Source organism: Vibrio sp. 10N.286.46.A8, assembly GCF_041470165.1.
GTDB classification, from domain to species: Bacteria; Pseudomonadota; Gammaproteobacteria; order Enterobacterales; family Vibrionaceae; genus Vibrio; species Vibrio tasmaniensis_A.
The window spans coordinates 1-9,976 of the sequence record NZ_JBFRLX010000255.1; the positions used below are offsets into that span (position 1 = coordinate 1).

Here is a 9,976-nt window from a genome sequence, read left to right on the forward strand (position 1 = left end):
GCCTGACATATAGGTATCTTTACCTGCTAGCTTGTCAGCCATCATACGCGCTTGCTTATTGGCTGTGGTTGCTAGAGGAACATAAACGGGTTTGCCTAGTGCCATATGATGTACGACGGCACAGTCACCTACAGCATGGATGTAAGCGTCTTCAGTGGCACCATATTCATTCACCAACAACGCGCCATTTTGAGCCTTTGGTAATTCGAATGCTTCCGTGTTTGGTTTGAAGCCGAGTGACAGGATCACGACATCCGCTTCGACATTGCCGTTATCGGTTTCTACGATGTAACCACCTTGCTCGGCATCGCGAATCGCAGACACGCTGCAACCGGTTTTTAGCTCTGCACCGGATTCACGAATTGCACCTTCGACAACTTCAATGATCTCTGGGCTGAACTGACGGCTCATGATGTGTTGTTCACGTTCGATGATCGTCACGTGTTTGTCTAAGCCGTGCGCTGCATCGAATACTTCCAGGCCGATAAAGCCTGCGCCAATGACACACACGCGTTGTTTACTATCGTCTTTAAGCGCTTGTTTGACTGCTAAGCCATCTTCCATGCTTGTTAGTGTGTATACGTGTTCTGGATTGAATTCACCGAATGGTGGAACGATTGGTCGCGCACCTGTTGCAATGACCAACATATCGTAACCGATGACGCTTTCTTCATTTTGGTGACGCACCGTAATGTGTTTTTCAGTGCGGTCGAACGACACCATTTCTGTTTCTACACGTACATCTAAGCCTGATTTGATGGCTTGATCTGGTGTACGGGAGATCATCCGTTCGGTGTCATCAAACATGCCGCCTGCAAAGTAAGGTAGGCCACAGGCTCCGAATGAGATGTAGCTACGCTTATCTAAAACGATGACTTCGTCTGATGGTTGATTACGTTTGTACTTTGCTGCGAAACTCATACCAGCGGCGCTACCGCCTATAACAACAACTTTCATATTTACTACCTAAATAACCTGAACTCAGGAAAAACAGAAGAGCACTTACTTGGAGTGCTCTTAATTAAGTTTGAGAATTATACTGCTGCTTCTTTTGATACTGTCGCTGTAACGTCAGCGTCGTACTGTTCAGTATTCAATGAGCCATTCTTCTTCGCTGTAAGAACACCAGACAACATAGAGCCTGAGATGTTCAGCGCGGTACGAGCCATGTCGATCAGAGCTTCGATAGACACTAGAATCGCGACTACTGTGATGTCTAGACCCATGATGGTCAGTACCGCTACTGCTGCGAACGTTGCACCGCCACCAACACCCGCGATACCGAATGAAGCAATCGCGATAACAGCAATCAGTTGTAGGATGAAGCTTAAGTCTACAGGCATGCCCATTACTTGTGCCGCCATGATTGCTAGCATTGCTGGGTAGATACCTGCACAACCGTTTTGACCAATACTGGTACCAAATGTCGCTGACATGTTTGCTGTTTCTTCGTCTACACCTAGACGTTGAGTTTGTGTTTCAACGTTTAGTGGGATAGCTGCCATGCTTGAGCGAGAACCGAAGCCGAACACCAGCACTGGCCAGATTTTCTTCATGAACTTAGCAGGAGAAAGACCGAACATTGACACCATGACGAAGTGGATGCCGAACATAACGCCAATTGCTACGTAGCTTGCTAGAAGGAAGCGGCCCATCTCTGCAAGTGCGAATAGGTCGTTGGTCATCATGAACGTGGTCATCAGAGCGAATACACCGTAAGGCGTTAGCTTCAGGATTTCACGAACCATTGAAAGCACCACTTCTTTTGCAGAGTTGATGAAATCAACGAAGTTTTGCACTTTCTCTGGCTTACGGTTTTTCACTTGAAGGATGCAGTAACCAAGGAACATGCCGAACAGTACAGTTGATAGCGTAGAAGTACGCTGAGAGCCCGTTAGCATGTCGAAGATGTTGGTTGGAATGATAGACAGAGCCATACCAGACAGACCGCTGCTCGCCATCGCATCTTGTGTTGCGACCAGAGAATCACCGCGAGCTTCAATCGCACTGTTTGTGCCGATAGTGCTTACTAGCGCGTTCGCATCGATACCAAATAGGTAAATACTTGCGATACCAACGGCTGCTGAGATTGCACAAGTGAAAAGTAGAATACCGATGATTTTTGGTGCGATACGAGACAACGCGCCGCCGCCTTCAACGTTCATGATCGAAGAGATCATCGCCACGAATACCAGTGGGATAACGATCATTTGTAGAAGTTTGATGTAGCCTTTACCGAATACGGAAATCAGTTCAGCAAAGCCAGATGTCGCAACGTTGCCGACACCGAAAACAAGTTGAATTGCGCCACCGAACAACAAGCCAGCAGCAAGCGCACTCAGTACGCGGAAGTTAAAACTTTTCTTTTGCTTTTTGAAGTTCGACAGCAGTGCGTAGAACCCAAAGAACAGTACGCTTAATGCGATAAATGAAACGCTCATGAGAATCTCCTATGATACCCATTAATACCTAAATCGGTTATTTTTTGTATGCGATGGCTTCAACTTCAACCAGTGCGTCTTTTGGCAATCTTGCTGCTTCAACACAAGAACGTGCAGGTGCATTCTCAGTACCAAACACCTCGGTATACACTTCGTTAAAGGCAACGAAGTTCTCCATGTCTGATAGGAAGCAGGTAGTCTTGAATACTGTGTCTAAGCCAGCCCCGCTTGCTTCTAAAACAGCCTTCAAATTTTCAAGAGATTGACGAGCCTGCTCTTTGATGCCGCCCTCGACAAACTTCATGGTTTCTGGAACGAGAGGTAATTGGCCTGATGTATAAACCATGTCGCCGTAAGACGTACCTTGTGAGTAAGGGCCGATAGCTGCAGGTGCTTGTTCAGTGGCAATGATCTGTTTCACGATGTAACTCCTAAATTATTGGTTTTATTCTGATTTAAATTCACGGATAAACTTGTAAACCGCCTGACGGCTGATCCCAAGTTGTTCTGATACTTGTGTAGTCGTCTCTTTTAGCTCAAATACGCCGTTATCAAACAAACAACGGATGATGGCTTTATTACGACCTTTGCAAGAAACCGACTCATCTTGGTCAACCTCGTTAATGGCTGAACTCAATGCTTGTTGAATGACGTCGTTTGCATTGTTGCTGAATGTCTCGCTGACAATGGTTTGCGGCACATTGCATTGCGGCATCAACGTTTTGACGATTTCTGGGAATGGGAAAGATAAGTTCATGTTGATACACAGCATGCCGATAGGTTTTTGCTGTGGACCCGCCAGCACACAGGTGGTTGATTTCAGTAGGGACCCATCTGCTGCGTTGGTGAAATAGCTCTTCGGAGAAACTTCGCCAGTTTTCTCGAACGTGCTCCACATGCGTAAACCTAAATCGGTGATCGGTGAACCAATTTCACGACCCGTATGATGACCATTGACGATCTTCACGACTGAGTTTTCTAAGCTTTCAAATGAATGGATAACCACTTCGCAGTAAGGACCAATCAAATCGGCGATAGTGTCTGCTAAGCGGAAGTAATTGCTTAAGCATTCTCTGTCTTCATCGGTGAATCGAACTTGTTTTACATTCATGATTTCGGTTTACATTTTTGAACTCAATGACTGAAATCTACTCATTTGGTGGTATTCCCACAAGGTGCGGTAAACTTCTGTAAACCTGAAGTGAGCGTTCAAAACATCAACAAATCGTAAGTTTTAGACCTGTATCACGAGCGGAATTTGAACAAGATCACCAAAGGTAGCCAAATGAGGTTTAATTTCTTAAACCGCATCAAGGTTTACATATTTAAAACCAAAGGTTGCATTTTTGAACCCTTTGATGATCTAGGACAAGTTATAAGGAAAGGCAAAAAGTTGGATTGATTGGTATTGCAAATGCATGGCAATCAGGTATTTAACTCGCGAATGTGGTGGTGAGTAAAGATAGGTGGTTAATTGAAAATGAGGTTGTATTAGAGAGTTAAATTCACAAAAAACAGCTTTTTAATAGGATGCAAACTAGGATTTAGATCCTAAAAAAGCAGCTGAAGTTGCTGCTTTATTTTGGAGTGTTCTGTTTGATTATTCGCTTGGCAGTTTAAGCTCGACTTGTTTTAGCGCGCGCTGATACATAAACCATGCACAGGTGCCGGCAAGCACATTACCTGCCATTGCGCCCCAGAATAGGCCTTCAATTCCAGCTAACTGAGAGCCAACCCACAAGCAAGGTAAGAAGAAGGCGAATAGGCGCAGCGCTGAAATCGTCAAGGCGGTATAGGACTTGCCTAATGCGTTAGAGACAGAAACCATCAGCATACAGATTCCTAATGGCCCTAAGCTAATAGGTACGATCAGTAGGTGATAGTTTAAAATCGTCGAGACTTCGCTTTCACTGGTCATTAGGTTTGCTAGTCCGCCAGAGAATAACCAAGTCACCAGTGCAATCACTAATTGGAAACCCAATACGAACATCACTGAAATCTTAACGAGCTTGCGTATGTTACCTAGGTTGTTCTCTCCTAGCATGCGGCCAATCATCGGAGGCATCGACATCGTTAGTGCTAGCACAGCGACAATCGAGAAGAATTCAAAACGTGAACCCAATGCCCAAGCTGCAACGGCAGCTGTGCCATAGCCAGCAAGCAGCTTAGTGGCGAACATGGATGAAACAGGAGGCAGCAGCTGACTGATCATCGCAGGCCCCATGATGTTACCAATGGAGCGAACACTCTTGCTGATGTCGAGGTCGTGCCAGTCGAAGGTCATCCAATGCTTCTTGGTGACCTTTGGTGCAACGATAAATATACCCGCACCGAACGCCAAGATGGTCGCAATGGCGGCTCCATTGATGCCCATGTCGAGCGTAAAGATGAAAATCGGGTCCAATATTAAGTTGATGATACTGGTCGCGATCATCATTGAACCGGGCAGCATGGTATTACCATTGGCACGACACACACTGTAGAAAAAGTAGAGCAGTGCACCTGTCCAAGAGCTGGCTAGCCAATAGATCCAATAAGAATCAATGATCGGTAATACCGTCGGTGGCGCATCCAACAATTGTAAAATTGGCCCTCGCAGCAGATAGATGATGACGGAGAAAAGCGCGACACTCACGCTGCCCATCGCAATCACTAATCCACCAAGCTGCTTAGCGTAGCGCGTTTCATTCGCGCCAATGGCTCTCGCGATTACCGCGGTCGTCGCGATACCTAACCCGACCTGAATACCGATGATGATCATCTGTATAGGAAGTGTGAAACCCTGAACAGCGAGCGGTAGCACGCCCAGTTGGCCAATAAAAGCACTGTCGACAAGCTGGAAGCTCATTAGGGAAAGTACCCCAAACAGCATTGGCCATGTCATTGTATAGAGTTGTCGGCCAAGAGAAGGCGAGGGAGTTGCGGTAGTAGAATTCATAACGCTCTTATCAGTCTTGAAGTTAGGTTTGTATTGGTGACAAACCTCTCAATGAAGAATTGTGTAAAGGATAACGTAAGGTCAGCGCGATACCAATGTTTGTTATGCTAGGCAGGTTATCTTTGTTGGCTTTCGGTGAACAAAAAAGCCAGTCGCGATGACTGGCTTTGTTATATCTACTTTCTGTTATATCTACTTGTTGGCGCTAAGCGTTACTTGTTTGCAACGTTACCAAGCTTCAACCACGTGTCGATAACCGTATCTGGGTTTAGTGAAACCGAGCTGATGCCTTGTTCCATCAACCACTCCGCTAGGTCGTCATGGTCAGATGGGCCTTGGCCACAAATACCTACGTATTTACCCGCTTTAGCTGCTGCATCGATTGCCATTTTCAGCATCGCTTTCACCGCTGGGTTACGTTCGTCAAATAAGTGAGCAACGTCACCTGAATCTCGGTCTAGGCCAAGCGTCAGCTGCGTCATGTCGTTTGAGCCGATAGAGAAGCCATCGAAGTACTTCAAGAACTCATCAGCCAAGATTGCGTTCGATGGTAGCTCACACATCATGATCACTTTCAGACCTTGGTCGCCACGGCGTAGGTCAAACTTAGCCAGAATGTCGATAACCGATGCCGCTTCGCTTGGCGTGCGAACGAATGGAATCATGATTTCAACGTTCTTAAGACCCATCTCGTTACGAACACGTTTGATTGCTTGAGTTTCTAGCTCAAAACAGTCTTCGAATACTGGTGAGATGTAACGAGATGCACCACGGAAGCCCAGCATTGGGTTCTCTTCATGTGGTTCAAACGTTTTACCGCCAACAAGGTTGCTGTATTCGTTCGACTTGAAGTCAGACATACGTACGATCACACGCTTAGGCCAGAATGCAGAAGCGATAGTCGCAATGCCTTCTGTTAGCTTGCTTACGTAGAAATCGATAGGATCTTTGTAGCCACGAATACGCTGGTTGATTTCAGCTTTGATCTCATCCGTTTGCTCATCGAAGTTCAACAGAGCTTTAGGGTGAATACCGATCATCTTGTTGATGATGAATTCAAGACGAGCAAGGCCAACACCTTCATTCGGGATTTGAGCGAAGTCGAAGGCACGATCTGGGTTACCCACGTTCATCATTACTTTAGTTGGCAGCATTGGTAGCTCATCAACTTCAGAACGTTTGATCTCAAAGTCGAGTTCGCCGTTGTAAACGTAGCCTGTTTCGCCTTCTGAGCATGACACTGTTACGGTGTCGCCATCATTAAGGCTGCTTGTCGCGGTACCACAACCAACAATTGCAGGGATACCTAGCTCGCGAGCAATGATTGCTGCGTGACAAGTACGGCCGCCACGGTTAGTCACAATCGCAGACGCTTTCTTCATCACAGGTTCCCAGTCTGGGTCTGTCATGTCGGTTACCAGTACGTCACCTTCTTGAACCAGTGACATTTGGTCTAGAGAGTCAACCAAGCGAACAGGGCCAGAGCCGATACGCTGACCGATAGCTCGGCCTTCAACCAAGACATCTGCCTTGTTGTTTAGCTCGTAACGCTCGATAACGTTTTGGTCGCTTTGAGAACATACTGTTTCAGGACGAGCTTGAACGATGTAAAGCTTGCCGTCGATGCCATCTTTTGCCCACTCAATGTCCATCGGACGTTGGTAGTGCTTCTCGATGATCATCGCTTGCTTTGCTAGTTCTTTGATCTCTTCATCGTTCAATGAGAACTCGTTACGCTCTTGAGTATCCGTGTCGATGATATCAACTTGCTTGCCGATCTCTTGGTTGGTTGAGTAGATCATTTTGATCAACTTAGAACCAAACGTCTTTTTAACTACTGGGTAGTGACCTGCTTCTAGCATTGGCTTATGAACGTAGAACTCATCTGGGTTCACCGCGCCTTGTACGACCATTTCGCCTAGGCCCCAAGAAGAGGTGATGAATACCACTTGGTCGAAGCCTGATTCAGTATCAAGCGTGAACATCACACCTGAAGAAGCTTTGTCTGAGCGAACCATGCGCTGGATGCCCGCAGACAATGAAATGCCGCGGTGATCAAAGCCTTGGTGTACTCGGTAAGAGATGGCGCGATCGTTAAACAGAGAAGCGAACACGTGTTTAGCCGCTTCGATAACCGCATCGATACCTTTCACGTTAAGGAAGGTTTCTTGTTGGCCTGCAAAAGAAGCATCTGGAAGGTCTTCAGCTGTTGCCGATGAGCGAACCGCAACAGACAATTCTTCGTTGCCTTCAATCAGTTCGCGGTAGTTATCACGGATATCTTGCTCTAGTGATTCTGGGAAGGGTGCGTCTAGAACCCATTGTCGAATCGTTGCACCTGTCTTACGCAGTGCGTCAACATCTTCAACATCAAGTTCATCAAGGAGTTGGTGTATGCGCTCATCAAGACCTTTGTAGTCAAGAAAGTTGTTAAACGCATAAGAGGTGGTAGCAAAACCATTAGGTACTGATACGCCAGCGTTGGCTAGGTTAGAAACCATCTCACCAAGTGAAGCATTCTTACCGCCGACTTTGTCGACATCTTCCATGGAAAGGCCATTGAACCATAGGGTGTTATTTTGCATTTATTTCTCCAGAAACATAGCAAGCATTGTAGGGATTTAAAGGCAAACGATTACGTATCAGTTTAAAAAAATGTAAATTATTTTCTAAAGCTGTGGGGGACGTAATAGTCAGCAGGGTTTCGTTATATATATTATGGTTCCCATCCTACTCAAAATAATTTTAAACATTAAATAAAAAATGCAAATTGATATCCAAAGTCGTGATGTATTCTATGTTTCTGATGGAACGGCCATAACATGTGAGACTTTAGGGCATGTTGTTCTAGGTCAATTCCCATTCGAAGCTAATGAAAAAACCTTCCCGTTTGTCGAAAGTGAAGACAAACTTTCTGATTTATTGAAAAAGATCGAGATTTCATATCGAGCAACAGGCCATGAACCTTTGGTCTTTTTCTCGATTGTGATACCGGAGATAAAACTGAAGCTGTTAGATGCGCCTGCGCATTGTTATGACGTGTTAGAGAGTATCGTGCAGAAAGTGCAAGATGATACGAAAATGGCGCCTAAGCCGAAGCTGCAGCGTTCTCGTAGCGTCAATAAAGACTCGGATAAATACTTCGACCGTATTGCTGCTATCGAATACACGTTAGCGCACGACGACGGCATTACTTTAAAAGGCTTGGAAGAGGCAGACATTATCTTGTTGGGAGTCTCTCGCAGCGGTAAAACGCCAACGAGCTTGTACATGGCAATGCAGTTTGGTTTACGCGTCGCAAACTATCCGTTTATCCATGATGATATTGCTCGCTTAAGGTTGCTACCGGAGTTTGAGATATATCGTCATAAGCTGTTTGGTTTGACGATTGATGCGGAAAGGCTGACCGAGATCCGTGAAAATCGATTAGCAGGCAGTGAGTACGCAAGTGACTCTCAATGTTTGTATGAGCTGCAAACGGTAGAAGGTTTGTTCAGACGTGAAGCCATTCCATACATCAACACCTCGTCACTGTCTGTTGAAGAGATTTCGACACGAATCTTGGAACGTACAGGTTTGAGAAGGCGCTTGTTGTAGAAAAAGACAATTGAGTCATAAAAATCGAAGCTCGTACGGACAATGGTTCGGGGAGCTTCGATTTTTCTTTTAGCTGGTTGTTAGCTATTAACTATTAACTATTAACGACTCAACAAATTAGCGAAGCAGCATGATGCTAAGCGTTTTGCTCTGTTTTTCGAGCCAATGTTCAAGTGCTGGTGGCCATTCGATACTTGGTTCGACACAGAAACCGCGAAGCATTGAGAAATAAAGAGCTTGATCAATCAAAGGTAGCGATGATTCACCATTCTCTAGCTCCAATAGAAGCTCTGCATCTTTCAGCAATGGGTTAATCAGTTGAACGTATTGTGGGGTCTTTTCTAAGAGCTCTTCAAAATTAAAGCCTTCGGTCTCTTTACTAACACGCCAAGCTTCTTTTGCTCCAGCCGAACGATATTCAGCCAAGTCGAGGTTCCACCAACGTGGGCGTCCGATCTGTTGAGTAAGAGGGAAAGCACGGCTTTGGAAAAGAGTAGCCTGCTCTGAAGGTTCACGTTGCTCATCATTTGATTTCAAATCCATGAAATAAGCAATGATGTCTAGGCTTTCGGCCATGATAGAACCATCGTCTTTCTGTAAGACGGGCACCATTTTTTTACCGATCAGATCGATAAGGGTTTGGGCATCATCATAATCCACAGAAACAAGTTCGATATTCAAGCCAAGAGATTGAGCAATGTAGGCAACTCTTGCACAGAAAGGGCAGTGGTCGTAAATGTAAAGCTTCATAGCTTCCCTCATTTATGGTCATTACAAGTATAAGATAATGCTAATGTACCAGAAACTCTTACGAATACTAAGCATCAATAAATGCCAAGTTCCAGTAAACGCTTAGCACTAATAAACAGCATGCACTAACAGACAATAAGTATTTAGTGTAGATACTCTTTACTGAATTCTATTGTCCGTTGGATTGGACTTTATTGTAATGAGTAAATTTAGTGGGGAAACTAGTGGGTAAATTACAGGCACAAAAAAG

At 45.3% G+C, this 9,976-nt stretch carries 8 protein-coding genes; 1 reads left to right on the plus strand and 7 read right to left on the minus strand.

Going from position 1 to position 9,976, the window contains the following annotated elements; genetic code table 11:
- The 6 genes from AB4232_RS20690 to ppsA form a co-directional block, all read right to left on the minus strand.
- Window positions 1-957, minus strand: a 957-nt coding sequence (locus AB4232_RS20690; RefSeq protein ID WP_372087905.1) for an FAD-dependent oxidoreductase, incomplete at its 3' end; no start/stop codon positions are given.
- A gap of 77 nt (window positions 958-1,034) precedes the next feature.
- Entirely contained in the window at window positions 1,035-2,441 is a 1,407-nt protein-coding gene (locus AB4232_RS20695) for a cation:dicarboxylate symporter family transporter (RefSeq protein ID WP_102482066.1), read from the minus strand.
- Between the two features lie 37 nt (window positions 2,442-2,478).
- Window positions 2,479-2,862, minus strand: coding sequence for a RidA family protein (locus AB4232_RS20700; protein WP_372087906.1), 384 nt, complete (start codon window positions 2,860-2,862; stop codon window positions 2,479-2,481).
- A gap of 24 nt (window positions 2,863-2,886) precedes the next feature.
- On the minus strand, window positions 2,887-3,552 hold the full coding sequence (locus tag AB4232_RS20705; RefSeq protein ID WP_012601058.1) for a transcriptional regulator: 666 nt from the start codon (window positions 3,550-3,552) through the stop codon (window positions 2,887-2,889).
- Between the two features lie 489 nt (window positions 3,553-4,041).
- Complete coding sequence (locus AB4232_RS20710) at window positions 4,042-5,379, minus strand: MATE family efflux transporter (protein WP_372087907.1); 1,338 nt, start codon at window positions 5,377-5,379, stop codon at window positions 4,042-4,044.
- A gap of 212 nt (window positions 5,380-5,591) precedes the next feature.
- Complete coding sequence (gene ppsA, locus AB4232_RS20715; RefSeq protein WP_372087908.1) at window positions 5,592-7,964, minus strand: phosphoenolpyruvate synthase; 2,373 nt, start codon at window positions 7,962-7,964, stop codon at window positions 5,592-5,594.
- Window positions 7,965-8,142: 178 nt separating this feature from the next.
- Here ppsA and AB4232_RS20720 point away from each other — a divergent pair, with 178 nt between their 5' ends.
- Window positions 8,143-8,976: a pyruvate, water dikinase regulatory protein gene (locus tag AB4232_RS20720; protein ID WP_372087909.1), complete on the plus strand. Its 834-nt coding sequence runs from the start codon at window positions 8,143-8,145 to the stop codon at window positions 8,974-8,976.
- Window positions 8,977-9,093: 117 nt separating this feature from the next.
- Here the strand turns inward: AB4232_RS20720 and grxB are convergent, their stop codons facing one another.
- Complete coding sequence (grxB, locus tag AB4232_RS20725; protein WP_012601055.1) at window positions 9,094-9,726, minus strand: glutaredoxin 2; 633 nt, start codon at window positions 9,724-9,726, stop codon at window positions 9,094-9,096.
- Between the last annotated feature and the right edge of the window lie 250 nt (window positions 9,727-9,976).